The sequence below is a fragment of the Rhodococcus sp. 27YEA6 genome (genome assembly GCF_044908235.1).
GTDB classification, from domain to species: domain Bacteria; phylum Actinomycetota; class Actinomycetes; order Mycobacteriales; family Mycobacteriaceae; genus Rhodococcus_F; species Rhodococcus_F qingshengii.
Genome location: NZ_JBIYCY010000003.1, coordinates 430,247 through 454,620 on the forward strand (window position 1 = coordinate 430,247; position 24,374 = coordinate 454,620).

Consider the following 24,374-nt stretch of genomic DNA (forward strand, 5'->3'; position numbering starts at 1 on the left):
GCGAGCACTTTCCGCACTCGCACCGGCTCTACCGTAGAACTGCACAACGAGTGTTCAGATCTGGGCGAGGAGTTTCACGAGTGTCAGCGCTGCCCGAAACTCGTTCCGGTCCGATGGAGATGATCCGAGTCGGATCATTCTCCTCCGGACGCGGCCCGCGACTGGTTGCAGCCGTCACCGGGCAGGCGTCGTATCAGGTAGCTCAAGCCCTCATCCCGGTGCTGATCGGCACCGTCGTCGACCGGGCAATCGGAAAGTCCGACAGCACAGCACTTCTCGTGTGGCTTGCGGTGCTGTGTGCTCTGTTCGTGGGACTCGCTCTGTCGTGGCGCATCGCAGTTCGCCTGAACACGCAGGTCTTCGTCTACGGCGAACACGACCTACGACTGAATGCTGCCAGACGAGTACTCGATGCCAGGGGGATGAAAGCTCAGCGTTCGACCGGTGAAGTTCTCACCATCTCTACCTCGGATGCCTCACACGTCTCAGGCTTCTCCTGGGTTGTCGCCGAACAGGGCTCGGCATTTGCGGGGCTCGCCGCGGCAGTGATTTCGCTTGCCTTCGTCTCGTGGCCGCTCGCACTGATCGTCGTACTCATCACCGCTGCGCAGCTCATATTCATCCACAAGATCAGCGGTCCGTTGGACGAGCGCGTGTATGCAGAGCAGAAGAAGGCAGCCGAGGCAGGCATGCTTGCAACGGATTTCACGCTGGGACTGCGGGTACTGAAGGGTTTCGGGGCTGAACCCACCGCCCTGTCGCGATACGTCAACGCGAGCCGGGAGTCGATGAAGGCAGCGATCCGGACGGTCAGAGCAATGTCCAGCCTGACCGCGCTCAATTCCGGGGTCTCCGCGTTGGTGCTGGCTTCGGTTGCGCTTGGAGCCGCGTGGATGGCGCATCAAGGCACGATCACCGTGGGCAACTTCGTCACCGTTGTCGGCTTGAGCAGAGTGATTGCCGGTCCGATGGAAACGCTGGGGTTCTTCGGTGCCGAACTCGCTGCCAAGCGAGGTTCCGCGCGCAGACTGTCCGAACTGTTGGCCGAGCCACACCTGATCGAATCGCTGGCCCCCACGGCCGCGACCGAACCTGCCAGAACTGAAGACGCCCTATTGATTTCGGCGGACAACGGAACCGTCGTCTCAGCTCGCCGCGGAGAAGTGGTGGGTGTGCGCGCTGACGATTCCGCCGACCGACTGGCACGACAACTCGCCTATCAGACCCCGCTCGCCCCCGACTCTTACTTCGTATTCGGCACCGATGCAACCGACCTCGGCCCGGACGGAGTTCGTGATCAGGTGTTCGTCTCCGCCCATGAAGGAACCGTGTTCACCGGCACCGTCTTCGACAATCTGGCTGCACCGAACGTCGACTCGTCGGCAATGACGTCATCTGCGCTCGACGACGTGTTGACGCATCTGCCCGACGGCCACCTCTCCGAGGTAGGCGAGCAAGGAAAGAAACTCTCCGGAGGTCAACGCCAACGCCTTCTCCTCGCCCGCGCTCTCCATCAACCCCAGCCGATCCTGGTCCTCCACGAACCCACCACTTCCGTGGACTCTGTCACCGAGCATCGAATTGCACACTCGCTGAGAAACTTCCCCGACAAGGCCATTCTGGTGATCACCTCGAGCCCGACCCTGCTCCATTCGTGTGACCGTGTCGTCACGATCGACCACGGCGTTCGGGAGGGAGAGTCGCTGTGACCGATACCCTTCCGGATGCATCTGCTGTTCCGGTTGTATCTGCCCTGCCGATCGCGTCGACCAAGCAGACCGTCCGCGCATTGATCGCACTGCTTCGGCCACGCAAGCGAGCGCTCGCACTCACGACCGTCGTACTTCTCTCTGCTACGACCTGCGGCCTGTCCACCCCGGCACTGCTCGGACTCATGGTCGATGCGGTCACGGAGGGCAAACCGTTTGCCTCACTCCTGCGTATCACCGCGTTCATGCTCGGCGCAGCGGCAGCAGGGGTTGCGCTGACCTGGTGGAGCACACAGCTTCTGGCGAACGTCGCGCAGAACGTGCTGGCCGATCTTCGTGAGGACGTGTTCGCCGCCACCCTCGCGCAGCCGTCGTCACTGGTCGAGGATGCCGGAACCGGTGATCTGATTTCCCGGGTCTCGGGCGACGTCGAAGCGGTAAACACCGTCATCGCGCGAGTACTACCCGCCACCGTGTCTGCCCTGTTCATGATTTCACTGACGCTTGTCGGTGTGGGAGTGATCGATTGGCGCTTCACCGTGGCAATCGTTGCCGTTGCGCCGATTCACTATTTCGCTCTTCGTCATTTCCTCCGACGCTCCGGACCCGTCTACCGACGCTCTCGCGCTGCGCAGGCCAGGCGGGGACAACAGCTCATCGAAACTCTCGGAGGCGCAGGCACTGTCACTGCCCTGCGGCGAACAGACGAGCACATCGGCCGAATCGCCGAGACCTCCGAGCATGCCATCAGCTTCGACATGCAGGCAGTTCGCCTGCGCACCAACTTCTTCGCCCAACTCAACGGCGCCGAACTGCTCGGACTGGCCGCCGTCCTGAGCGTCGGCTACTGGCTCGTGACCACAGGCTCGGTGTCCATCGGGGCCGCTACCGCCGCCGCCCTCTACTTCCACAGTCTGTTCAGCCCCATCGCGGTATTTCTCTCGAACATCGACGAATTGCAGGATGCGGGTGCCAGCCTGGCTCGCCTGATCGGAGTCACCGCGATGCCCGGGCGGCCCACGAGCATTCCTGCCTCGGCTCGGTCCGAACCCATCGGCGTCGAGGTGGACCGGGTTTCCTACTCGTACGACAACTCCACCCCGGTGATCGATTCGATCTCGATCTCGATCGCACCGGGGGAACGAATCGCCGTCGTCGGAAGCAGCGGCGCCGGAAAGACCACGCTCGCCAAACTGATTGCCGGCATTATTCCCGTCGGGGACGGGCGAATCACCGTCGACGGCACACTGATTGACGACCTGAGTGATGCCGAACTTCGGCACGAAGTCGTCCTCGTCAGCCAGGAAGTTCACGTGTTCGTCGGGACGATCGCCGACGATCTCCGGTTGTGTGCACCAGATTCGGACGATGCGAAGATCGCCGAAGCCGTCGACACGATGAAAGCTCAATGGATTCATGAACTTCCGGACGGACTCGAGACCAGGGTCGGGGCCGGTGGGTACCAGTTGACGGCGGCGCAGGCACAGCACATAGCCCTCGTCCGACTGGCTCTGCTCGATCCTCCCGTCGTCATCCTCGACGAGGCGACTGCCGAAGCCGGAACCACCGCAGCCGGTCTACTCGATCAGGCAGCCGAGCTCGCAGTCACCGGCCGGACCGCCGTGGTGATCGCACACCGGCTGAGCCAAGCAGTCCGCGCCGATCGCATACTCGTCATGAGCGGTGGCCGCGTAGTCGAGAGCGGGACACATGACGAACTGATCGGCGCGGACGGTTCCTACGCTGCACTGTGGGAAGCCTGGTCGGTACGGAGCTAGAACCCCGCCAGACTCACCCGAAAGCCGTTACAACTCAGCTGCTACGACGCCTGCGGGCGATGTCCGCCAGGACGACTCCGGCGGCAACCGAGGCGTTGAGCGACTCGACCGGACCGGCCATCGGAATCGACAGGATCGCGTCGCAGTTCTCGCGGACGAGGCGCGAAAGGCCCTTGCCCTCGGAACCGACCACGATCACAACGGGACCGCTGCCGTCGAAATCGTCGAGAGTGGTGTCGCCCTCGGCGTCGAGACCGACGACCTGAACACCCTTCGATGCCCAGTCCTTGAGCGTGCGGGTGAGGTTGGTTGCCCGAGCAATCGGCAAACGAGCGGCAGCGCCGGCGCTGGTGCGCCAAGCGACAGCACTCACGCTCGCGCTACGACGCTCCGGAATCACGACGCCGTGTCCACCGAAAGCTGCGACCGAGCGCACGACGGCACCCAGGTTGCGGGGATCGGTGATGTTGTCCAGCGCGACGAGCAGCGGCGGCTCGGCATGCTTGCGTGCCTCCGAGAGAAGATCGTCCGGGTGCGCGTAGCGGTACGGCGGAACCTGCAGGGCGATGCCCTGGTGAAGACCGTTGGCGCTGAGGCGATCCAGATCGGTGCGGGGGACCTCGAGGATCGAGATGCCGGCATCCGCAGCGAGCTGAACGGATTCCTTCAGTCGATCGTCGCTCTCGGTGCCGACGGCGACCCACAGTGCAGTCGCCGGAACGCCGGCGCGTAGGCACTCGACCACCGGGTTGCGTCCGAGCACTGTCTCGGGACCGTCGAGAACTTTGCGGCCCGGACCCGGACGGCCACCGCGGCCCTGCTTCTCGTCGGCACGTGCGGCGCGCGCTGCACGCTTTGCCGCGGGATGCTTGGTGCGTGCCTCGGCGGGCGGCGTAGCGCCACGCCCTTCGAGACCGCGACGGTGCTTACCGCCGGAACCGGCAACCTGGCCCTTCTTGGTGCCGCCCTTACGGACTGCGCCGCGCCTGCTCGAGTTTCCAGCCATTGTTACTGCCCTGCCTTAAGGGACCATTCGGGTCCGTCGGGAGTATCGGTTACTTCGATACCCGCCTTGATGAGGCGATCGCGGACCTCGTCCGCCACCGCCCAGTTCTTTTCCGTACGTGCCTGCTGCCGACGATCGAGATCGGCCCGCACCAACACGTCCAAAGCTTCCATTGCCGTCTCGGTGTCGCCACCGGACTGCGTCCAATGCTCGTCGAGTGGGTCGACGCCCAGGATCGCGAGCATGGCCCGCACCTGGCCGGCAGCCACCCGAGCCGCGTCGAGATCACCGGCAGCGAGCGCGGAATTACCCTCGCTCGCCTTGCCGTGAATCTCGGCCAACGCGATCGGCACCGACAAGTCGTTGTCGAGAGCCGCCGCGAAACCTTCGGTCCACGTACCGAGTTCGACGCCGCCCGCACGCTTGTGTGTGCGCAGGACGAACGACTCGAGCCCCTGGTAGGACTTCGCACTTTCGTCCAACGCCTCGTCCGAGTACTCGAGATTGGAACGGTAGTGCGCACTACCGAGGTAGTACCGAAGTTCTTGCGGACGAACCTTCTTGAGCACGTTCGGCACCGAGAGAACGTTGCCCAACGACTTGGACATCTTCTCGCCACTCATCGTGACCCAGCCGTTGTGCAACCAGTACTGAGCGAAATCGTCACCGGCGCACTTGGCCTGCGCAATTTCGTTCTCGTGGTGCGGAAAGACGAGATCGCGTCCACCACAATGGATGTCGAATGCCGCTCCGAGATAGAACTCCGCCATGGCCGAGCACTCGAGGTGCCAGCCCGGACGGCCGGGTCCCCACGGTGTCGGCCACGAGGGCTCACCGGGCTTGACGGCCTTCCAGAGGGTGAAGTCGCGAGGATCACGCTTTCCCTCGGCAGCGCTCTCGCCCTGATGAACGTCGTCGAGTTTGTGGCCGGACAGTGCGCCGTACTCGGGGTAGCTCTGCACGTCGAAGTAGACGTCACCGCCCGCCGCGTACGCGTGGCCGTTCTCGATCAGACGTTCCATCATCTCGACCATCTGCGTCACGTGGCCGGTGGCCCGTGGCTCGATGGACGGTGGCAGCACACCCAGTTGGTCGTAGGCCCACGTGAACGACCGCTCGAACGTCGCCGCCCACTCCCACCAAGGTCGACCGGCGCCGGCGGCCTTGTTGAGAATCTTGTCGTCGATGTCCGTCACGTTGCGCACGAAGGCAACGTCGTTGCCGTGCGCCAACAGCCAGCGACGCAGCACGTCGAAAGCGACGCCGCTGCGAACGTGTCCGATGTGAGGATCACCCTGAACTGTCGCCCCACACAGGTACACCGATGCATGTCCGGGGGCCAACGGAACAAAATCCCGAAGGGCCCGCGTACCGGTGTCGTATAGGCGCAGGGTCACGACCAGCGATCTTACCTGTCGTGTTCGGTTGTCATGACCAACGCGGTGGCCATGGCGGCGATCCCCTCGCCTCGACCGGTCAAGCCGAGGCCGTCCGTGGTGGTCGCGGACACAGAAACAGGCGCGCCCAGTATCTCGGAAAGCACCTTCTGCGCCTCGTCGCGACGCGGCCCGATCTTCGGACGGTTGCCGATGACCTGCACCGCGGCGTTGCCGACGGCGAACTGGTTCTCTTCGAGCAGTCGGCGAACCTCGGCAAGCATTCGAGCGCCGCTCACGCCGTCCCATTCGGGCCTGCCGGTGCCGAAAACCGAACCGAGGTCACCGAGGCCCGCCGCAGAGAGCAACGCGTCACACAGCGCGTGGACGGCGACGTCGCCGTCCGAATGGCCCGAGCACCCGTCTGCTTCCTCGAACAGCAACCCGGCCATCCAGCAAGGACGACCGACCTCGATGGGATGAACATCCGTGCCGAGACCGACGCGCATCTAATTTCCGTCCTGTGAATCCGCACTCAACGCTGTCTCCGAGCTCAGGAGCGCCCGTGCAAGGACCAGGTCGAGCGGAGTGGTGATCTTGAAGGCGAGGGCGTCGCCGGGAATCGTCTGCACCGAAACACCGAGACGCTCGACCAGAGCGGCGTCGTCGGTCGCGGCGACGTCACCGGCGTCGTACGCACTGCGCAGGACGTCGGTGGAGAATCCTTGGGGAGTTTGAACCGCACGCAACTCCGAACGCAGAGGCGTACCGGTGACTGCGCCGAGTACGTCGACCGACTTGATCGTGTCGGTAACCGGAAGTACCGGGATGACAGCGGAGCTGCCGGCTCGGAGAGTACCGACGACGCGCGCGATCAACGCCGGCGGTGTCAATGCCCGTGCGGCATCGTGCACGAGTACAAAATCTGCGTCGCCGGCAGCGCTGAGGCCGGCTCGAACCGAATCGGTTCTTTCGGCACCACCGCCGACGACGTCGACGTCCGCTGCACGACCGAGGTCGGCTACGACGGATTCGACCAGTTCAGGCGGCACAATGACAACAACGCGGTCGATCGCTCCGGATTTCCGGAGTCCATCGACCGCGCGTGCAAGCATGGTGCACCCACCGAGTTCGACAAATGCCTTGGGCAATTTCTCGCCCAATCGCACTCCCCGACCTGCGGCAGGTACCAGGGCTACTACTGCCACTGTCAGCTTTGTTGTGTTGCAGTCAGGACGCGGCCGCGAGGACCTCGTCGAGAATGGTCTCTGCCTTCTCGGTGTCAGTGCCCTCGGCGAGCGCGAGCTCTCCGACGAGAATCTGACGAGCCTTGGCGAGCATGCGCTTCTCACCAGCGGAAAGTCCGCGGTCCTGCTCACGACGCCACAGGTCACGAACAACTTCTGCAACCTTGTTCACGTCACCTGAGGCAAGCTTCTCGAGATTTGCCTTGTATCGACGAGACCAGTTGGTGGGCTCTTCGGTGTGCGGTGCTCGCAGAACCTGGAAAACCTTGTCGAGGCCTTCTTGGCCGACCACGTCACGAACTCCGACGTACTCTGCGTTGTCTGCAGGAACCCGTACTGTGAGATCGCCTTGAGCGACCTTCAGAACCAGGTACTCCTTCTGCTCACCCTTGATGGTGCGGGTTTCGATAGCTTCGATCAGCGCCGCACCGTGATGGGGGTATACGACGGTGTCTCCGACCTTGAAAATCATGTGTCCCGTGCCCCTTTCGATTCCACTAGTTTAACACGTGAAAGAACCGACCACTCATCAACTGTGCAGGTCAGGGGCATCCTTGCTCGAGCGTAGGGGTTGACAGGGCTTGTTGTACGTGCATTCAACTGGTCTGGAGCACCCCTGCGTAACGGACTGAAAGCCCACGCAGACAACCGTTGTGGCGACCCGACGGCCAGCCCGCGGGACCTTATCTACTACTCTGCCTAGTGGAGTGCGAACCTGACGCCGTGGAGGACAAATCGTGACTGCTATCCGTAAGCCGACTCGTCGAGTCGCTACCGCCATTGCACTGGCTGCAGGCGCAGCCATCGCGCTGTCCGCTTGCGGTTCCGGACAGGTGAGCCAGACCGCCGTCCAGCAGGCCGCCGTGAACGGCAACAGCGCCGACCTCGGCGAGATCGCACTGCGCAACGTGCACATCGCTTACCCCTCGTCCGAGGAGTACAGCATCGAGCCGGGCGGCAACGCCGTGCTCGCGTTCACCGTCGTGAACGACAGCGCCGAGACCACGGACAAGCTCGTCAGCATCACCACCGATTACGCAGCACGCGTCATCGCAGGTGAAGAGGTAGGTGGCTTGACGATCAAGCCGCAGACGTCGCTGCAGGCCGGTCAGTTGCCCGCAGGCGAAGGCGCCGCGACCGAGGCCGAGACCCAGATCAAGAACAACGAAGAGAACGACGACGCACCCGCTGCGCTCTCTCTCGTCGTTCTGCAGGACATCAAGGCAGGGGTTCGCCCCGGCTTGACCGTCCCGATCACCTTCAAGTTCGAGAAGGCCGGATCGGTCACCGTCGACGTACCTGTCGACGCAGGCCCGCAGCTCGAGCGCAACGAGTCGGACAAGTCGCCCGACGTTGCAGAAGCTGGGCACTGAGCCTCGAATCATCAAGGCGCACAATGCGCCTCGCAGAACAACTTCAGAATCACACTAGAGGCGGGGTCCATGTCGGACCCCGCCTCTAGTCTGTCCCGGTGGCCAAAGTGAAATCGAACTACCGCTGCTCCGAATGCCAGTCGGTAGTGCCCAAGTGGGTCGGTAGATGTCCGGACTGCGATTCGTGGGGCTCGATGACCGAGGTCGCCGTAGTGGCACCCGTCGCCAGTCGCGCCGGCGCCTCACTCGCCAAAGCAGGATCAAGCGCCGTGCTGCCTACGACGCCGGCCACGCCGCTGACACAGATCGACAGCACCTCGACGCAGGCCAAACCCACGGGGATCGGTGAGTTGGACCGCGTCCTCGGCGGTGGCGTCGTACCGGGTTCGGTGGTGCTGCTCGCGGGCGAGCCCGGCGTCGGAAAATCGACGCTACTTCTCGAGGTCGTCTACCGCTGGGCGATGCGCAGCGCGGATGATCGAGCGTTGTACGTCACGGGCGAGGAGTCTGCCGGTCAGGTTCGGCTTCGGGCAGATCGCACCAACTCTGTCCACGAACGGATGTATCTGGCGGCCGAATCCGATCTCGCGACCATCCTCGGCCACATCGAGCAGGTCAAACCGACACTGGTCATCGTCGACTCGGTGCAGACCATGCTTGCTGCCGACGTCGACGGGGTCGTCGGCGGCGTGACTCAGGTCAAGGCCGTCACCAGCGCCCTGACCTCCCTGGCCAAGGCCAGTGGAATCCCGGTGCTTCTGATCGGCCACGTCACCAAGGACGGCGCCGTCGCCGGTCCGCGCTCGCTCGAGCATCTCGTGGACGTGGTTCTGCACTTCGAAGGTGACAAGCACTCCACCCTGCGCATGGTCCGCGGCGTGAAGAACAGATTCGGTGCGGCCGACGAGGTCGGATGCTTCGAGCTGAGCGAGCAGGGCATCAACGAGATCAGCGATCCGTCCGGCCTGTTCCTGCATCACCGTGAAGAAGCTGTGGAAGGCACTGCCGTCACCGTGATGATGGACGGTAAGCGACCTCTACTCGGTGAAGTTCAGGCGCTCGTCGCCGCCACGCCGCTACCGACACCTCGCCGAGCCGTCAGCGGGCTCGACACCGCCCGTGTGGCCATGGTTCTGGCCGTGTTGGAACGCCGCGTCGGAGTGTCGATCTCGAAGGCCGACGTCTACGCCGCGACCGTCGGCGGTATGCGGATGACCGAGCCGGGTGCCGATCTGGCTCTCGCCATTGCGGTCGCTTCCGCCGTGAAAGCCAAACCCGTCCCCAAGGGGCTCGTCATCCTCGGCGAGGTCGGACTCGCCGGGGAGGTTCGACGGGTTGCCGGGGTGAACCGACGGCTGATCGAAGCTGCCCGACTGGGATTCACCAGCGCCATCGTGCCGGTCGATTCCGGCCCGAACATTCCCGGCATGCGCGTCAACGAAGTAGCGAATCTGGCCGAGGCACTGGCCTACGCCGGATTGATGGGCGGCAAACAAGCCCCGTCTCGCCCCAAGCTCACGCCGGTGAAGTGATCGTCCCTCGGCCGACTACCTCGTCAGACCGACGAGGTGCCGAACGGGGACGTCGGTTCGCCGTCCACGAACTCCTTGGTCTTGGCGAAGTGTTCCGAGGTGATGGTCAGGAACAGTCCGCGGGAGGTTCCCACCACCGTGTCCGGATCCGCTGTCGGACCTTCGACGATCACCGCTTCTGCACTGGTGTAGACCTTGCGGCGTACAACGCCGTCGATGCGAGCCCGGAATTCGAGCACCGATCCCAACGGGATCGGCCGGGCGAAGTCGATCTCGAGGTGCCCCGTCACCACCGGCGAGCCGAGAGCCATACATGCCATACCTTGAGCCTCGTCGAATGCCGTCGACAGAATGCCGCCGTGAATGACACCTGGACCGCCCTGATACTTCTTGGCGACCTCCAGACGACCGGTCACTTCCAGTCCGTTACCAGCCCTGAAACTCATCGCCATTCCCGCAGGCTGGTCGTCGCCGCAGCCGAAGCATTTCGACCAGTGCTGAGGCAGCTTCTCGCCGGCGGCCGGAAAGAATTCGACCGGCTCCGGGACAGTCAGGTCATCAGGCAGGGTCCAGGTACTACTCATGGATAGGTAATCTAAACGGGGATCCGTCCGGCGCAGGCATCGGACCCGACCGAAGTGACATCGACCTCAGCAGGGAGTTTCTCAATGATCAGTGCGATGGCGGACACACAGTCGTCGTCGGCATTGCGAGAGACCATCGCCAGGTTGGCGCCGGGTACCGCTTTGCGAGACGGGCTCGAACGAATTCTGCGCGGCCGTACCGGCGCGCTGATCGTCCTCGGATACGACGAGGAAATGGAAGCGCTGTGTGACGGCGGATTCAACCTCGACGTGGAGTTCGCACCGACCCGATTGCGCGAGCTGTCGAAGATGGACGGCGCAGTTGTCCTCTCGACGGACGGCACACGCATCGTGCGTGCCAACGTCCAGCTGGTTCCCGATCACAAGATTCCCACCGTCGAATCCGGCACGAGGCACCGTGCCGCCGAGCGCACGGCAATTCAGACCGGCTATCCCGTGGTCTCGGTCAGTCAGTCGATGTCGATCGTCAGTGTGTACGTCGGCGGCATCCGGCACGTCATCGACGGCTCGGCCACCATACTTTCGCGCGCCAACCAGGCCGTCGCGACGCTCGAACGATACAAAGCGCGACTCGACGAAGTGACACGGCAACTGTCGGTCGTCGAGATCGAGGATTTCGTGACTCTGCGCGACGCGTTGACCGTCGTGCAGCGACTCGAAATGGTTCGCCGCGTGTCGATCGAAATCGAACAGGATGTCCTCGAGCTCGGCACCGACGGTCGCCAGTTGGCACTGCAGCTCGAAGAACTGGTCGGCGACAACGACATTGCACGTCAACTCATCGTTCGGGACTATCTTGCCGGTCCCGAACCCATCGGCACCGCGGCGATGGACAACGTCCTCGTCGCACTCGATCGCGTCACCGACGCCGATCTACTCGATCTCACGACTCTTGCGCGTGTTCTCGGTTATCCGGGCACGATCGAAGCCCTCGACACTCCGATGACTCCTCGCGGATATCGCGTGCTGATGCGTGTACCTCGATTGCAGTTCCATCAGATCCACCGGTTGGTCGGATCCTTCGGCACTCTCCAGTCGCTGCTGGCCGCTACGGCTGCCGATCTGCAGTCGGTCGAGGGCATCGGCGGGCTGTGGGCCCGTCACATCCGTGAGGGACTTTCCCGGCTCGCGGAAACGTCGATCACCGGGTCCTTCAACTAGCGGGCCTGTTCAGGCTTGCCCGCGCTCATGCGATGTTGAACGGCTCCGGGGAGCTTCGCAGTGCACCGAGCTGCCCGACAACCGTGTAAGCGCCTGCGCCCACCGGATTGCGCTCGGGGTTCTGCGCGGTCGCGCACTCGGGGGTCGACGTCGTGGCCGACCAGGCGACCTTGAACGCAGCTTGCTCGCCGGGCGCGAGATTGCGTACGTCGGCTGCGGGCTGTGGGTAGCAGTCGACGTTGGACCACAACCGGGTCTTGCCGTCGATGCTGTAGACGAGCACCTGCTGAAGGCCGCCCGCCAGATCTCGATCACAGGGTGCCGAACCGATGTTGGTGATGACGATCGTGAACGACGGCTCTTCGCCGGGAGCGAAGGTCGCCTTGTCTGCGGTGGCCTTGACTGCCAGCGACGAGTCGGCGCACTGACCGGCCGGGACCGGAGCCCCGGTGGTCGACGAAGAGGAAGAAGACGAAGACGAAGACGATCCCGAAGCCTGCGTGCCCGAGCCACCTGATCCACCGGCAGCGCCGCCACCCGAGCCACCGCCACCCTCCGGCGCGTTGGAACCGGAAGGGTTGGGAGTGAAGGAGACGTCCGTCGTCAGCGAGGAACTCGCAGCGGCCGAATCGGCCTCCGGGGTATCACTTCCACCGCCGAAGAGGGCGGACGCCGCCCAGATGATCAACGCCAGCGCAATGACGGCGGCACCAATGGCCAGCGCCCGGCGACGCCAGTAGATCTCGGGGGGCAGTGGTCCATTAGGTTCCAACACGGACTCAACGGTAGTTGGCGCAGGGTCCACTAACCGTCAGCTGAGGCGGCGTGTCGGTACCCATTGTCTGCTGCCAGGTACCACTGCCCCGGAAGATCTAACCCTCGACGGTCTCGACGCTCTCGCCGATGTCGCCGACCGCGCCCTGAACTCGCATGTGACCGTCGGACAACGTGTACGTGACGCCGACGATCGCGCACGCACCCTTGTCCACCTTGTCGGCGATGATCCGCGACCTCTGCATGATCAGCGAGCCGGTCTCCACGACGTGACGGCCTTCGAGTTCGTCCACGGTGGACAAGCCCTCGTTGCGGCCCATCAGGATGGACGGAGCAACACGCTCGACCACACTGCGGATGAATCCGTCGGGAACTGCGCCCTCGTCCAGGGCGTCGAGCGTTGCCTTCACGGCACCGCAACCGTCGTGCCCGAGGACGACGATGAGCGGCACGTTGAGCACGTGAACCGCGTACTCGATGGAACCGAGCACCGAATCGTCGAGCACGTGACCTGCAGTGCGCACGACGAACATGTCGCCGAGACCCTGGTCGAAGATGATCTCGGCGGCTACGCGCGAATCACCGCAACCGAACAGCACCGCTGTGGGGTGCTGCCCATCGACGAGTTTCGCGCGGTCCGCGATTCCCTGGCTGGGGTGAATGGACGCGTCGTTGACAAATCGCTCGTTGCCTTCGCGAAGGGACTTCCAAGCGGAAATGGGGCTTGATCGTGGCATTCACTCATTGTGCACCCGCCGCATTTCGGGCTCTCGCCGGGAAGGTTGCGTGGACGCAAACGAAAGTTCCGCGTCGACATTCGCGCCCGGTGATGAAGTGGCCGAAATGGAACTTACTTCAGAGTCAGTTTCCTGATACCGTCTCCGAACGTGACCTGGAGCACTTCGAGCTCCCGAGTGTGATCGAAGAAACCCGACCAGAACGATTCGGCCGGAGAGGGGGATGGCGTGAGCACCGAAGCTACGACGACCGGGAATGGAACAACCGGGGAAACAACTGCTGTCTCCCCCGCCAAGACGAACATGTTCTCGAACCTGCTCTCCGAGATCGGACTGCTCTTCACCTTCACCGTTCGCGTGTGCGTTGCGGCGTTCACATCTCTTCGACACAAGCGCCTCGCCTGGCGTGAGGCGCTCGACCAGATGTGGTTTCTCGCCCACGTCACCTCGGTCGCGTCCGCTCTGGTGATGATTCCCCTCGGTGTCGGGGTAGCACTGCAGATCGGTGCGCTCGCAGATCAAATCGGCGCGGGTGCGTACAGCGGTGCCGTCGTCGCGTTCCTCATCATCGGACAGGCCGGCCCCCTGGTGTGCGCCCTGATCATCGCCGGTGTCGGCGGTTCCGCAATCTGCGCAGATTTGGGAGCGCGAACGATACGCGAGGAAATCGATGCACTCGAAGTGCTCGGTCTACCCGTGCTCGAACGCCTGGTCGTACCCCGGATGATCGCCATTGCCGTCGTCTGCCTCCTACTGAACTCGATAGTTCTCGTAATCGGTTTGGGCGCAAGCCTCTTCGTTCACGTCCTGATACTCGACGGCAACGCACAGAGTTTCCTGCGCAATCTCGTTCAATTCAGTCAACCCAGCGACTTCGTCGTCTCCGGCATCAAAGCCGTTGCCTTTGCTCTCATCTCGGGAATCGTGGCCTGCTACAAGGGCCTGACCGTCAAGCGCGGAGCTCAAGGCGTCGGCGACGCAGTCAACGAGACCGTCGTGCTCTCGTTTGTCCTCGTGTTTGTCGCCAACCTCGCAATTACTCAGTTCTACCCACTGTTCGTCTCGGTGAAAGGTGCCTATTGATGCACCTGCCCATCGCAATTCGTGCCAAGAGGGTCAGTTCGCGGACCGTCGACGGCCTGAGTCGGCTCGGCGATCAGTTCACGTTCCACGCGCGTGTCATCACCTCGATTCCGGCAACCCTCAAGCGCTATTGGCGTGAAGTCGCCCGTCTCGTCGCCCAGGTGGCATTCGGTTCGGGCACCCTGCTCGCCGGAGGCGGCAGCGTCGTCGTGATCTTCGCGATCTCGTTCTTCGCCGGTTCCCAGATCGGGCTCGAGGGCTACCGCGGACTCAACCTCGTCGGTCTCGCACCGCTGTCCGGCGTGATGTCCGCCATCGCGAATACTCGCGAGGTGGCACCACTCGTTGCCGCAATCACCCTGGCAGCCAAGGTCGGAACCGGATTCACCGCGCAGCTCGGAGCGATGCGGATCTCCGAGGAAATCGACGCGCTCGAAGTCATGGCGATTCCCTCGCTGCGGTACCTGGTCACCACCCGAATGATCGCGGCGCTCATCGCGGTGGTCCCGCTGTACCTGGTCGGCCTGTTTGCTTCGTACATGGCAACGGCGCTTGCGGTGATCCGGGTCAAAGGCCAGTCGGAGGGAACGTACGGCTACTACTTCAGTCTTTTCCTCTCTCCCAACGACATCTGGTTGTCCTTGATAAAAGTCATGGTGTTCGCGGTCGTCGTGACCCTCGTGCACTGCTACTACGGTTACACCGCGACGGGTGGACCCGAAGGCGTCGGACGAGCCGCCGGACGAGCGTTGCGCACCAGCATCGTCTTCCTTGCGTTCACCGACGTCGCGATGACCATTGCGCTGTGGGGACTCAAACCTCACGTACCCGGGCTGACCGGATGATCGTCACGAATTCCAGCCGAATCACCCTGGCACTGCGGGGTTTACTCGCCGTGGTCATCCTGATCCTCGCCTACGTCTTCTTGTTCAGCAGAGGTACGGACTCCACCGGTTCCACACCGCAGGTCAGTGCTGTCGTCCCCGCCAGTGCCGGTGCGCTGCGAGTCGGATCGTCGGTTCAGTACCGCGGCGTCGTCGTCGGCGCGGTGGCCGAGATCGAGCCGGGCACCACCGCTTCGACCGTCTCACTCGCGATCGACGAGGGAGCGTTCGAGGACATACCGTCGACAAGTCAGGTGCGACTGATGCCCCGCAACATCTTCGGCGACTTCTTCGTAGACCTGATTCAACCTGACGGACTCTCGCGTGGTCCTGCTCTCGTGCCGGGTACCGAATTGGTATCCGATCAGTCCGAAGTCGCGGTCCAGCTCTACCAATCGATCTCACGGATCTACTCGCTCGTTTCTTCCCTCGACCCCGCCGACATCAACGTCGCACTCACGGCAGTCTCGGACGCGTTGAGCGGCAAGGGAAACCAGATCGGCGAATCGCTCGATTCAGTCCACCAAGCGTTGGTCGGTGCGCAGCCCGTCATCGACGGACTCGGTGACGACCTCGACGACATAGCCACCCTCGCCGACAGTCTCTCGACGAGTGCGCCGGACATGCTCGCCGCATTCGAGAACTCCATCACCACATCCAAGACCGTCGTCGAGAAATCCGACGGGTTGGCGGGGCTTCTGCGTGCCGGCACCAGCACGGGAGCTGCTGCCACGAGTCTGGTCGGTGACAATCGCGACCGCATGATCACCTTGGTCGACGACGCCGATTCCCTGACCGGCGCAATCACTTCGCGGCCGGACCACATCACCACCTTCTACAACGGCCTGCGCAATCTCACGATCAAGCTCCCGCCCGCGTTGGCGCATGGTCCGTGGCTCAGCACCGATCTACGGCTGTCCGTCACAGATCTGTATCCGTACGGAAAGACCGACTGCCCACAGTACAACGGAACCCGCGGACCCAACTGTCCTGCCGCCGCGACCGCGTTCGGCGGAACCGTCGGCCCGGTCGGCAGCCCTGCCGAACAGTCCCTGATCTCGGCTCTCACCCAGGGCGGTACAGCTTTGGACACTCTCGTGGCGGGGCCGGTATTTCGCGGCACGACGGTGGTGGGCGGATGAGCGTGAAGAAATCTCTGATCAGGTTCGGACTGTTTGCTGCACTGTCGATTCTCGCCACCGTGGTTGTGGTGAGCACCCTGATCAACCCAGTCTCCGGGTCGAGTTCGCAGTACCGGGCCGTCTTCGTCAATGCCTCCGGCCTGGTCACCGGCAGCGATGTTCAGATCGCCGGGGTGCGAGTAGGGCGCGTCGACACCGTCGAGCTGGTGAACAACCAAGCCGTCGTCGGCTTCGAACTCGAATCTGCACAACGTATTCCGTCCGACGGTCGCGCTGTGGTGAGGTACGCAGACCTGTTGGGAGCGCGAACAATTTCGATCGAACCCGGACAGGCCGAACGCGCAACAGGCAACTACCTCTCCCCCGGGGCCACAATTCCCGTGGAACAGACTCAGCCGGCGATCGACCTCACCGACATCCTCGGCGGATTCCGTCCCCTGTTCGACGCACTTGACCCCGCAGAAGTCAACGAGCTTGCCGCACAGGTCGTCCAGGTATTCCAAGGACAAGGTTCCACCATCGAAAGCCTGCTGGAGCGCACTGTTGCCGTCACCGAGAACTTGACGTCCCGGGACGCGATCTTGGACCAACTACTGAACAACCTCGACCGGGTCCTTACCGTGACCACGACGAATCGACCCAACTTCGTCGAGATGATCAACACGCTCGACGCACTGGTCGGCGGTTTGGCACAGGACCGCCAACAGATCTCGGCCGCAGTGGATTCCGCAGGCGCCCTGACTTCTTCACTTCAGGACTTGGTGACGGGCGTGGAACCGGACTTGGCTGGCGCGCTGACTTCGATCGATCAGTCGGCTCGCGTCGTCGTCGACAATCGTGAGTCGCTGGCGACCGGTATCACCGCTTTCGATCAACTGTTCACCCAGTTGGGGATCGCGATGAGCTACGGAAGCTGGGCGAACATCTACATCTGCAACTTCCGGCTCAGCGCGCTGGACCAATCGGTGACCCTCGGCGGCCCCGAGCGTTCGGCGGTGTGCCGATGAACTGGCTCACCGTCAAGAACCCGGTCCGCAACGGAATCATCTGCATCCTCGTCGGAGTCGGTGTGGTTCTGGCCGCACTCGTTGTCCCTCAACTGATCTTGAAGGTCAAGACCAACGAGTACCACGCCGTCTTTACCAACGCCACCGGGTTGACGCAGGACGATCCGGTCAACGTCGCGGGAGTCCCGAGCGGGGTGGTCACCTCGTTGGCGGTCAGCGGCAACTCGGTTGAAGTCACCTTCCGACTCGACGACGGCGTCACTCTCGGCGAAGACTCCCGTGCGGACATCAAGATCTCGACTCTGCTCGGCCGACGCTCGCTCGACGTCACTCCGAACGGATCGCGCTCGTTACCCACAGGTTCGACCATCCCCATCGAGAACACGAGCGTTCCGTTCACTCTCGACGATCTCGGTCGAGGAGCACAATCCACGTCGGAAAACCTTGATCTGCAACAACTGCGAAATATGCTGACCGTGGTGTCCGACAACTCACCGGACGATCCCGAACTCATTCGCCGCTCACTCGAGGGAATCGACGCACTCTCCGGAGTAGTCAACGACAACGACGTTGCGCTCCGTTCCCTTCTCACCGGAGCGCAGCAGACGACCGCAACACTGATCGAGCAGAAGGACACTCTGGAAACCCTTCTGGGGAATGCGGATCTGGTGATGTCCACGATCGCCGACCGGCGAGATGTGCTGAATGCGCTTGTACAAGACCTGAATCAGTTGAGCACCACACTTGCCCAGTTCCTGGGCGACAACCAGGCTTTGGTCGACTCGGTCATGGGAGACATCCACGTGGTGACGGGAGTTCTGTCCGAGAACGAACAATCACTGACCACACTGCTCGACAACTTCGCCCCCAGCGTCCGCTACGTCACCAACGCGACCGGTAACGGCAACTGGCTCGACCTCAACTCGCCCTCCACCCTCATCCCGGACAATTGGTTGTGCGTCGTCGGGCTCGTTCAGGGGTGTCGATGACCACGACCGTCAAGAAACTCGCCGTGCTGGCAGCGATTGTGATCTGCGCGATCGGTGCCGTCCTGTTCGTCACGCGTGACGAACACAGACTCACTCTCACCGCCGAATTCACCTCGACCGACGCTATTTTCACCGGGAACACGGTGACGATTCTGGGAGTTCCCAGCGGGAGGGTCGAGAGCGTCACGCCGGAAGGGGCCCGGGTACGAGTGGCGCTGAGCCTGCCATCCGGAACACGTATACCTGCCGATGCGCAGGCCTGGGTCCTGTCTCCCTCGGTCATCAGTGACCGCACGATCGAACTCGGCCCCGGCTACGAGGACGGTGAGTTCCTCACCGACGGCGCGGTGATCCCTCTCGAACGCACTCACTCCCCGCTGACGTGGGACCAACTCACCGCATCGGTGAACGAATTGACGGTGGCGCTCGGCCCTGGCGCCGACGGCGGCGGGATCGGTGACCTCATCGGAGAAGGCGCCCACGCGTTGGACGGCAACGGGCAAGCATTCAACGATGCCGTTCGGTCCATCTCACAGGCCAGTTCGGTACTGGCGGGTGCAAGTCCCGACATCTCCGAACTGGTGAAGAACCTGAACACCCTCGTGCAGTTGATCGCGGACAACCAGACCAAGGTCGACTCCCTGTCGAACTCGGTGACAGTCACCGCCCGCACGTTCAGCGCCCAGCGAGAAGACATCAGCGGGGCGCTCGATTCCCTGACCACGTTGCTCGGACAGGTCTCAGCGCTACTCGCCGAACACGGCGAGGCGGTCACCGCCGATCTGGGTACGCTCGCACAGTTGGCCGGTGCAGTCGCGACCAAACAGGATCAACTGCGCGAGATCATCGAAACGGCACCAACGGGATTCGAGAACGTCGCCAACCTCGTCACCGAAGAAGGCCGAGCCAGAGCACGATTGAACGTCGCCACCGATCTCTCACAGTTCGACACGACGAGAGAACTGTGCGAGAAGATGCCGATACCGCTGTGCACAGGGCCGGGAATCGTCAATCCCATCGAATTTCCTTCGGCAGGCAGCTCCGACCTGGCACGCATCCTCGGTGGGGGTAACTGATGGCGTCGAACAAGTCCGTGGTGAGCGTTGTCGTGGCACTTGTCATCGCGGCGCCATTGACCGGCTGCAGTCTCAACTTCCAGCACCTCCCCCTCGGACGCGGTCTGCCAGGAGAGTCGTACCCGCTGAACATGGAATTCGTCGACGCGTCGTTACTTCCCGTCGGCGGCGAGGTGCGGATCGGGCAGGCTGTCGTCGGCAGAGTCACGTCGATGAGCGCGCAAACCTTTGCAGCCGTGGTACATACCGAAATCGCGTCGGACATCGAACTACCTGTCGGCACCCGCGCTCGGATCGAACTGTCGACCCCGATCGGCGATGCGTTCGTCAACCTCGAAGTTCCGGTCGATCCAGCGGGCCCCATTCTCGAACCAGGTTCCACCATCGAGCGATCGGAGACCGTGCGCGGACCCGATGTCGCACAACTGCTCGGCGCCGTCGGAACTCTGTTGAACGGCAGTGGGTTGGCGCAGGTCAAGAACATCGTCAGTGAGGCTGATCAGATTCTCGACGGCAGGGAGGAGACGATCCGCGATCTGCTTGCACGCCTTGACACTTTTCTCGGAACACTTGACGACCGAAAGGAATCGATCAATTCGGCACTGGATTCACTGAACCGGCTCAGCGCTCTGATCGGAGACGAGAGCGCCACCATCGACGAAGGCTTGCGCACACTCACACCCGCATTGGGCGTGATCGCCGACCAACGACAACCGCTCCTCGATCTACTCGACGAAACCGATCGGCTCAGTACCGCAACCAATTCCGTACTCGACCAGTCGGCCGACCAGATTTCCGAGATCACCGGACGACTGTCACCCATCCTCGACCAGTTCTCGGCAATGGGGCCGACACTGGGTGAGACGATGGCCAACCTGGACAACGCAAGAGTGCTCCTCGAGCGTGCCAGCCCAGGCGATTACGTGAACATCGACCTCGACGTCGATGTCGAGGGCACCGTGACCGGAGTGCTCAACGAGATAATCCCGGGCGCCGCACCGCCACTGCCACCTCTGCCCGCCTCCGATCGGGAACTGCCGATCACGACACCCCTGCAAGGAGGAACGCGATGAAGAACCGAACCGTCTATTTCGAGATCGCCGCCTTTCTCCTCATCGCGGTGGTCAGCACGACGTACGTACTCCGGCAAGTCGGTGCCGGAGATCCGTTCACCGGAACCTTCTCGGTCATCGTCGAATTGGAGAACGCGGCCGGAATCGCTCCCGGTTCGGAAGTGGCCTATCGCGGAGTCACCGTCGGCGACGTCGAGTCGGTGGAGGTGGACTCTGCCCAGGACCTCGTCGTGATGACGTTGAGCATCGCCGCCGACGAACAGATCCCCAACGATTCGCATGTGGCCATCAGCCAGGACACCGCCGTTCCGGTATTGAAAGTTCAGTTGTCCTCGCAGACCGACGGCGGCCCGTATCTGGTTGAAGGTTCCGTTGTTCCGACTGAGCGCACTTCGATCCCGGTCGCGTTGGGAACCGTGATTGCGAATTTCAACGCTGCTGCCGACACCGTCGATCCGGCAGACCTGCGAACCCTCTCGCACGAACTCGGCGAGGGATTGAACGGATTGGGTCCGGATCTGCAGGCGCTCGTCGACAACTTCGACGTGCTCGCGCGCACTGTCCAATCCGATCAACCGCGTGTCAACACACTCGTCGAGAACTCGCGCTCACTGTTCACTGCGAACGAGGAAAATGTTGACGCTCTTCCCGAAGTTGCACTCACACTTCGCCAATTGACAGATCAGGTACGAAACTCCGATCCGCAACTGCGCACACTCCTCGATCGAAGCCCGAGTGTTCTCGACAATCAGATACTGCCTCTCATCGAACAGAGTCGTGAGCCGTTCAGTCTGCTGTTGGCCAATTCTCTCGTCTCCACTCAGATCGTCACTGCACGGATGCCCGCCGTCGATGCCTTGTTGGTGGTAGTGCCCAAAGGATTCGAGAAGTTCGGAAGTATCGTCAAAGACGGACGGGCACAGCTTGATCTGATCACAGCACTCGGACCGGTCTGTATCTACGACACGCCCCGGCGATCGGTACAGGACACCTCACCGACCACGCTCGACAAGAACCAACACTGCGCGGACCAGTCGGGCCGGATCCAGAATCGCGGTTCGCAGAACGTCCCCACCGGAGCTGGAACGATCGACGGGGTTGCTGAATACGATCCTGCCCTCGGAACGGTCGCAGCCGGTGACGGAACGCCGATTCGTCTGGGCCTCAACGGTGGTCAGAACACCGTTCTCGGTGACAACTCGTTTGCCGCACTACTAGTACAAGGAACGCAATGACCGAGACAACCGAACCCCAGACGCCCACAATCGTCGACAAGCCCAAGCGGCTTCGCAAGCAGACCGTAGCGATCGTTGCCGGCGCCCTGGTCGTGGTCGCGGCGCTCGGATGGGGCGCATTCGCGACCTGGCAGAAATCGGTCGACGAAAACGCGCGTACCAGCGCCCTGGACAGCGGACGGCAATTCGCCACTGATCTTGCGACGTACAACTTCCAGAACCTCGATCAGAATCTTTCCGTGGTCCGTGACAATTCTGTCGGCGAATTCGCCGGTCAGTACGCCCAGGTGGCAGCCAACCTGCAGAACATGATCGTGCAGTATCAGGCGACCTCGTCCGCTCAGATCATTTCAGCCGGGCTGGCGAGCAGTGATCGCGACAACGCCGAGGTGCTCGTGTTCCTCGATCAGACGATCACGAACACCAACTCCCCCGATCCGAGAATCGACCGCAACCGGATGCAACTTTCGCTGGTCCGCGAGGACGGCGAGTGGAAACTGAGCAACGTGCAGTTGTTGTGACCCGGCGGTCGGGCGTCAAAGACAGCCGTGTCGGCGACTGCCGATAAAGTGGCCCCCACAAGTCGACGTCTCCTTCGTCGACCGGGAGCGCAGGTTCGAGGAGTGTGTCGGTAGCAGTGGCAGTGGAATCTTCGGTGCTGCTGAAGTGGTACTCCGAGACGGCTCGCGACCTGCCGTGGCGACGCGAGGGCGTCAGTGCCTGGCAGATCCTGATGAGCGAGATCATGCTCCAGCAGACGCCGGTGGTGCGCGTTGTGCCAATCTGGGAAGAGTGGGTCGAGCGCTGGCCGGTACCGTCGGCGATGGCAGCGTCGAGCCAGGCAGAGGTGCTTCGCGCGTGGGGCAAACTCGGTTATCCACGACGCGCGCTGCGCTTACACGAATGCGCGGGCGTCCTGGCTGCCGAGCACGGTGACGTGGTCCCGGAAGACGTCGATACTTTGCTCTCGCTACCGGGAATCGGTTCGTACACCGCCCGCGCCGTCGCGTGTTTCGCCTACGGACAGCGAGTGCCTGTGGTGGACACCAACGTACGACGCGTGGTTGCGCGAGCCGTCCACGGCAATGCGGAACCCGGGAACCCGTCCAACACGCGAGACCTCGCCGACGTCGCGGCGCTGCTGCCGAGGACGCGTGCGCGCGCCGCCACCTACAGCGCAGCTCTCATGGAACTCGGTGCACTGATCTGCACGGCGCGGAACCCGAACTGCGAGAACTGCCCTTTGCCGAACTGCGCGTGGGTCGCTTCGGGCAAACCGGCACACACCGGACCACCCAAGAAGGTGCAGAAGTTCGCGGGCACAGATCGCCAGGTTCGTGGAAAATTGATGGCCGTTCTTCGCGAGAGTCACCGTCCGGTCGAGCGCGCGCAACTCGACATCGTCTGGCCGGCCGATCCGGGTCAGCGTGACCGTGCGTTGCATTCACTGCTGGTCGACGGACTGGTCGAGCAGACCGACGACGGCCTGTTTGCGCTGGCCGGAGAGGGTACGGCTTAGCCGACTCGCAGCGGGGTGCATTCTTCGGCTGTGGGTTCGTCGGTCTGGAGCGGTGCGACTTCCGGATCAGAATGCCGAAGTACAGCAGGAACGGCAGGCACCACTGGATCGCAAGGCGCAAGTGTCGGAATCTGTAGGGCAGCGCCGGGCGGGGGCCCGCTGGTGGAGGTCGCCGACTCGGCGCCGATGTTCGGGCTATCCGTGGACACCGCGCGCGACCCGTCTGGGGACAGCGCGATCAGCAACCCCGTCAACATGAGTAGAAGCGGCAGTACTATTGCCGCCGCCCACCGGACCCTGTTGACGGGCCGGACAGCCATGCCGTCACCGGACCGAACTTCGCTTCCGCGATCGGCCGCTACCAGCGCAGCCCCTATCGCCAGTTGGGTCCGCTCGCCGAGAAACAGGAAGCCGAGACCTGCCAGTTCAGCGGCTTCCGCGGACGGCTGCCGAGAGTCTTCCTTCACGAGCATCGCGACGAGCATCTTGGGCACAGGGTCTCGTTCGGCGACGAGGAGGTCCAATGTCGCAGCAAATGTCGAGCTGTCCGCAAGCAACTCGGCCGTGTCGTAACGATGCGCCGAGTCCACGACGCCTGCTCTCGGGTCGACGGCCGCGATCACGGTCTCACTGCCGTCCGGCCAGAACGCGAGAATCGGCGAAACACCAATGAGAGCGTCGACCGTCCGCAGGTAGGCAAGCCGTGCGTCGAGACCGTTGACCAACTCGATGTTCTCGAAAGGACTGGAGGACAACGAATCCGAGACAAGTTCGCGCACGTCCGCACGCTCGCACATCACTCCGACGACGGTGGGGCACAGATTCGAGCGCAGGGCTCGACCGGTGGCGACTTCGGCCGCGGAGGCGAGTGCGCGCGCCGACGCTTGCGGAGAGGGAACAGTCCCGTCTGCACCCCAGGGGTGACGGAACTCGTCGATCGAGCCAAGAAGGGGTGTGTCCGCATCTACGAGAGCTGTTGAAATTGACTGATTTTCGAATACAACGCCCAGGCTTTCACGCACTGGATCCTCCATTGACTGCTACTGACTGTTACGAGTGTTGCCATTC

Annotated in this window: 24 protein-coding genes; 15 read left to right on the plus strand and 9 right to left on the minus strand. The window is 62.9% G+C overall.

What is annotated here, in order from left to right; all coding sequences use genetic code 11:
* Window positions 1-80: 80 nt before the first annotated feature.
* Together ABH939_RS12295 and ABH939_RS12300 are read left to right on the plus strand one after the other, a co-directional pair.
* Entirely contained in the window at window positions 81-1,709 is a 1,629-nt protein-coding gene (locus ABH939_RS12295) for an ABC transporter ATP-binding protein (RefSeq protein WP_007726874.1), read from the plus strand.
* Window positions 1,706-3,487 (plus strand): ABC transporter ATP-binding protein, encoded by a 1,782-nt coding sequence (locus tag ABH939_RS12300; protein WP_404649655.1) that lies wholly within the window; start codon window positions 1,706-1,708, stop codon window positions 3,485-3,487. Before ABH939_RS12295 ends, ABH939_RS12300 begins: the two co-directional genes overlap by 4 nt.
* A gap of 34 nt (window positions 3,488-3,521) precedes the next feature.
* Here ABH939_RS12300 and rlmB read toward each other — a convergent pair whose 3' ends face one another.
* From rlmB to carD, 5 genes are read right to left on the minus strand one after another with little or no spacing between them, the layout of a single operon-like run.
* Window positions 3,522-4,493 (minus strand): 23S rRNA (guanosine(2251)-2'-O)-methyltransferase RlmB, encoded by a 972-nt coding sequence (rlmB, locus tag ABH939_RS12305; protein WP_003945749.1) that lies wholly within the window; start codon window positions 4,491-4,493, stop codon window positions 3,522-3,524.
* Between the two features lie 2 nt (window positions 4,494-4,495).
* Window positions 4,496-5,890: a cysteine--tRNA ligase gene (cysS, locus tag ABH939_RS12310; protein WP_003945830.1), complete on the minus strand. Its 1,395-nt coding sequence runs from the start codon at window positions 5,888-5,890 to the stop codon at window positions 4,496-4,498.
* 11 nt (window positions 5,891-5,901) lie between these two features.
* Window positions 5,902-6,378 carry a 2-C-methyl-D-erythritol 2,4-cyclodiphosphate synthase gene (ispF, locus tag ABH939_RS12315; protein ID WP_003945901.1) on the minus strand — a complete coding sequence of 159 codons (477 nt, stop codon included), beginning with the start codon at window positions 6,376-6,378 and terminating at the stop codon, window positions 5,902-5,904.
* On the minus strand, window positions 6,379-7,077 hold the full coding sequence (gene ispD, locus ABH939_RS12320; RefSeq protein WP_039972758.1) for a 2-C-methyl-D-erythritol 4-phosphate cytidylyltransferase: 699 nt from the start codon (window positions 7,075-7,077) through the stop codon (window positions 6,379-6,381).
* 22 nt (window positions 7,078-7,099) lie between these two features.
* Entirely contained in the window at window positions 7,100-7,588 is a 489-nt protein-coding gene (gene carD / locus ABH939_RS12325) for an RNA polymerase-binding transcription factor CarD (RefSeq protein WP_003945666.1), read from the minus strand.
* Between the two features lie 265 nt (window positions 7,589-7,853).
* Between carD and ABH939_RS12330 the strand changes: the two genes are divergently transcribed.
* Window positions 7,854-8,489, plus strand: coding sequence for a lipoprotein (locus tag ABH939_RS12330; RefSeq protein ID WP_007726888.1), 636 nt, complete (start codon window positions 7,854-7,856; stop codon window positions 8,487-8,489).
* A gap of 98 nt (window positions 8,490-8,587) precedes the next feature.
* Window positions 8,588-10,021: a DNA repair protein RadA gene (gene radA, locus ABH939_RS12335; RefSeq protein ID WP_003945739.1), complete on the plus strand. Its 1,434-nt coding sequence runs from the start codon at window positions 8,588-8,590 to the stop codon at window positions 10,019-10,021.
* A 23-nt stretch (window positions 10,022-10,044) separates the two neighbouring features.
* On the opposite strand, the gene ABH939_RS12340 is transcribed toward radA, so the two are convergent.
* A complete protein-coding gene (locus ABH939_RS12340; RefSeq protein WP_003945494.1) occupies window positions 10,045-10,605 on the minus strand; it encodes a PaaI family thioesterase in 561 nt (186 codons plus the stop codon).
* A gap of 96 nt (window positions 10,606-10,701) precedes the next feature.
* On the opposite strand from ABH939_RS12340, the gene disA reads away from it, so the two are divergent.
* Window positions 10,702-11,787, plus strand: a complete 1,086-nt coding sequence (gene disA, locus ABH939_RS12345) for a DNA integrity scanning diadenylate cyclase DisA (protein ID WP_024487741.1) — start codon at window positions 10,702-10,704, stop codon at window positions 11,785-11,787.
* Window positions 11,788-11,812: 25 nt separating this feature from the next.
* Here the strand turns inward: disA and ABH939_RS12350 are convergent, their stop codons facing one another.
* The gene (locus tag ABH939_RS12350; RefSeq protein ID WP_209448336.1) at window positions 11,813-12,562 is read right to left on the minus strand and encodes a DUF4232 domain-containing protein; all 750 of its coding nucleotides are present in this window, start codon (window positions 12,560-12,562) and stop codon (window positions 11,813-11,815) included.
* A gap of 97 nt (window positions 12,563-12,659) precedes the next feature.
* Entirely contained in the window at window positions 12,660-13,298 is a 639-nt protein-coding gene (locus ABH939_RS12355; RefSeq protein WP_003945421.1) for a carbonic anhydrase, read from the minus strand.
* A gap of 228 nt (window positions 13,299-13,526) precedes the next feature.
* On the opposite strand from ABH939_RS12355, the gene ABH939_RS12360 reads away from it, so the two are divergent.
* The 10 genes from ABH939_RS12360 to ABH939_RS12405 all read left to right on the plus strand — a co-directional run bounded on the left by ABH939_RS12360 (window position 13,527) and on the right by ABH939_RS12405 (window position 23,306).
* Entirely contained in the window at window positions 13,527-14,381 is an 855-nt protein-coding gene (locus ABH939_RS12360; RefSeq protein WP_003945667.1) for an ABC transporter permease, read from the plus strand.
* The gene (locus ABH939_RS12365) at window positions 14,381-15,226 is read left to right on the plus strand and encodes an ABC transporter permease (protein ID WP_003945610.1); all 846 of its coding nucleotides are present in this window, start codon (window positions 14,381-14,383) and stop codon (window positions 15,224-15,226) included. The genes ABH939_RS12360 and ABH939_RS12365 overlap by 1 nt, the downstream gene beginning before the upstream one ends.
* The gene (locus ABH939_RS12370; RefSeq protein WP_404649656.1) at window positions 15,187-16,407 is read left to right on the plus strand and encodes an MCE family protein; all 1,221 of its coding nucleotides are present in this window, start codon (window positions 15,187-15,189) and stop codon (window positions 16,405-16,407) included. The genes ABH939_RS12365 and ABH939_RS12370 overlap by 40 nt, the downstream gene beginning before the upstream one ends.
* On the plus strand, window positions 16,404-17,414 hold the full coding sequence (locus tag ABH939_RS12375) for an MCE family protein (RefSeq protein ID WP_404649657.1): 1,011 nt from the start codon (window positions 16,404-16,406) through the stop codon (window positions 17,412-17,414). The genes ABH939_RS12370 and ABH939_RS12375 overlap by 4 nt, the downstream gene beginning before the upstream one ends.
* Window positions 17,411-18,403, plus strand: coding sequence for an MCE family protein (locus ABH939_RS12380; protein WP_235867817.1), 993 nt, complete (start codon window positions 17,411-17,413; stop codon window positions 18,401-18,403). Before ABH939_RS12375 ends, ABH939_RS12380 begins: the two co-directional genes overlap by 4 nt.
* Window positions 18,400-19,479 (plus strand): MCE family protein, encoded by a 1,080-nt coding sequence (locus ABH939_RS12385; protein ID WP_064688634.1) that lies wholly within the window; start codon window positions 18,400-18,402, stop codon window positions 19,477-19,479. Before ABH939_RS12380 ends, ABH939_RS12385 begins: the two co-directional genes overlap by 4 nt.
* Window positions 19,479-20,552, plus strand: coding sequence for an MCE family protein (locus ABH939_RS12390; RefSeq protein ID WP_042451872.1), 1,074 nt, complete (start codon window positions 19,479-19,481; stop codon window positions 20,550-20,552). The genes ABH939_RS12385 and ABH939_RS12390 overlap by 1 nt, the downstream gene beginning before the upstream one ends.
* The gene (locus tag ABH939_RS12395) at window positions 20,549-21,787 is read left to right on the plus strand and encodes an MlaD family protein (protein ID WP_218695556.1); all 1,239 of its coding nucleotides are present in this window, start codon (window positions 20,549-20,551) and stop codon (window positions 21,785-21,787) included. The genes ABH939_RS12390 and ABH939_RS12395 overlap by 4 nt, the downstream gene beginning before the upstream one ends.
* Window positions 21,784-22,308 carry a hypothetical protein gene (locus ABH939_RS12400; protein ID WP_003945512.1) on the plus strand — a complete coding sequence of 175 codons (525 nt, stop codon included), beginning with the start codon at window positions 21,784-21,786 and terminating at the stop codon, window positions 22,306-22,308. Before ABH939_RS12395 ends, ABH939_RS12400 begins: the two co-directional genes overlap by 4 nt.
* 116 nt (window positions 22,309-22,424) lie before the next feature.
* Window positions 22,425-23,306: an A/G-specific adenine glycosylase gene (locus tag ABH939_RS12405; protein WP_404649658.1), complete on the plus strand. Its 882-nt coding sequence runs from the start codon at window positions 22,425-22,427 to the stop codon at window positions 23,304-23,306.
* Here the strand turns inward: ABH939_RS12405 and ABH939_RS12410 are convergent.
* Window positions 23,303-24,328 (minus strand): hypothetical protein, encoded by a 1,026-nt coding sequence (locus ABH939_RS12410; protein ID WP_372026251.1) that lies wholly within the window; start codon window positions 24,326-24,328, stop codon window positions 23,303-23,305. The genes ABH939_RS12405 and ABH939_RS12410 overlap by 4 nt on opposite strands.
* Window positions 24,329-24,374: the final 46 nt, after the last annotated feature.

What these genes read in the sequence shown, in the direction of transcription:
- ispF (WP_003945901.1), bottom strand. Translation starts at nt 6,378, where the DNA reads ATGCGCGTCGGTCTCGGCACGGATGTTCATCCCATCGAGGTCGGTCGT.
- ABH939_RS12395 (WP_218695556.1), top strand. Translation starts at nt 20,549, where the DNA reads ATGAAGAACCGAACCGTCTATTTCGAGATCGCCGCCTTTCTCCTCATC.
- ABH939_RS12340 (WP_003945494.1), bottom strand. Translation starts at nt 10,605, where the DNA reads ATGAGTAGTACCTGGACCCTGCCTGATGACCTGACTGTCCCGGAGCCG.
- ABH939_RS12375 (WP_404649657.1), top strand. Translation starts at nt 16,404, where the DNA reads ATGAGCGTGAAGAAATCTCTGATCAGGTTCGGACTGTTTGCTGCACTG.
- disA (WP_024487741.1), top strand. Translation starts at nt 10,702, where the DNA reads ATGGCGGACACACAGTCGTCGTCGGCATTGCGAGAGACCATCGCCAGG.
- ABH939_RS12355 (WP_003945421.1), bottom strand. Translation starts at nt 13,298, where the DNA reads ATGCCACGATCAAGCCCCATTTCCGCTTGGAAGTCCCTTCGCGAAGGC.
- carD (WP_003945666.1), bottom strand. Translation starts at nt 7,588, where the DNA reads ATGATTTTCAAGGTCGGAGACACCGTCGTATACCCCCATCACGGTGCG.
- ABH939_RS12390 (WP_042451872.1), top strand. Translation starts at nt 19,479, where the DNA reads ATGGCGTCGAACAAGTCCGTGGTGAGCGTTGTCGTGGCACTTGTCATC.
- rlmB (WP_003945749.1), bottom strand. Translation starts at nt 4,493, where the DNA reads ATGGCTGGAAACTCGAGCAGGCGCGGCGCAGTCCGTAAGGGCGGCACC.
- ABH939_RS12400 (WP_003945512.1), top strand. Translation starts at nt 21,784, where the DNA reads ATGACCGAGACAACCGAACCCCAGACGCCCACAATCGTCGACAAGCCC.
- ABH939_RS12365 (WP_003945610.1), top strand. Translation starts at nt 14,381, where the DNA reads ATGCACCTGCCCATCGCAATTCGTGCCAAGAGGGTCAGTTCGCGGACC.
- ABH939_RS12380 (WP_235867817.1), top strand. Translation starts at nt 17,411, where the DNA reads ATGAACTGGCTCACCGTCAAGAACCCGGTCCGCAACGGAATCATCTGC.
- ABH939_RS12385 (WP_064688634.1), top strand. Translation starts at nt 18,400, where the DNA reads ATGACCACGACCGTCAAGAAACTCGCCGTGCTGGCAGCGATTGTGATC.